The sequence below is a fragment of the Cellulomonas sp. P4_H4 genome (assembly GCF_056400865.1).
The window spans coordinates 1-976 of sequence record NZ_JBFUKL010000012.1 but is presented as its reverse complement, the minus strand read 5'-3'; the positions used below and the strand labels follow the sequence as shown (position 1 = coordinate 976).

Sequence of the window (976 nt, the reverse complement as noted above, 5' to 3'; positions counted from 1 at the left end):
GCCCTCGCCGCCCAGCCGATGCGATCCGGGACGGAGCCCGTTCCGGTGACGGTCGACGGGTTCGACGGGTACTACGTGGAGCTGTCCGTGCCCGACATCGACCTCGATGCCTGCCCTGGTGGGCATTTCAACAGCTGGCTGGGTCGCTGGCAGCAGACAGCCGGGCAGGTCGACATGCTCTGGATCCTCGACGTCGACGGTCAGCGCATGGTCTTCGACGCCTCGCACTCCGCGGGCGTCGACGGGCAAGAGCTGGCCGAGTTCAAGGACATGGTCACGACCGCGACGTTCGCGCCCGCGCCCTGATCAACCCGTACCGAAACACCCCCGGGTGCCGGGGGATCCACCGGCGTGCCTGAACCCGGCGCCGCGACGCACGAGAAGGAGTCGATGATGCGGACACGTGAGCACGCCAGATCTCGTCGGAGCCGGACCAGGTCCGTCCTTCTGATAGCGGGCACGGTCCTCGCCGTCTCGACGTTCGGGGCGTGCACATCGGAGGCGCCCGTGCCGGCGCCGAGCGCCGAAGCCATCGGTGCGGAAGTCGAGCCGCTGGCGCTGGGTGCGAGCGACACGCGCGTCGAGCCGGGGTTCTACCTGTTCCCGGTGGACAGGGCGCCGGCCGGGTTCCGGGTGCCTGTGGTGTCGGTTCCTGAGGGGTTCGTCAGCGCGGGCGTCGGCGTGCGGTCGGGCAGCTGGGAGACGGATGACGCGCGTGTGCTGTTCATCTGGAACGTCGAGAGCATCTACACGCACCCGTGCGAGGCCGGTGCGCTGGTGGTCCGGGTCGGGCCGACGACGGCGGACCTGGCCGATGCCCTCGCCGCCCAGCCGATGCGATCCGGGACGGAGCCCGTTCCGGTGACGGTCGACGGGTTCGACGGGTACTACGTGGAGCTGTCCGTGCCCGACATCGACCTCGATGCCTGCCCTGGTGGGCATTTCAACAGCTGGCTGGGTCGCTGGCAGCAGACAG

At 69.7% G+C, this 976-nt stretch carries 2 protein-coding genes; both read left to right on the top strand.

Translation table 11 applies throughout. The annotated features are described in order from the left end of the window. The coding region (locus AC1DPN_RS19505; RefSeq protein WP_477086440.1) for a hypothetical protein at positions 1–306 on the top strand (306 nt) is incomplete at its 5' end. A gap of 201 nt (positions 307–507) precedes the next feature. Beyond that, positions 508–976, top strand: a 469-nt coding sequence (locus tag AC1DPN_RS19500; RefSeq protein WP_477086439.1) for a hypothetical protein, incomplete at its 3' end; no start/stop codon positions are given.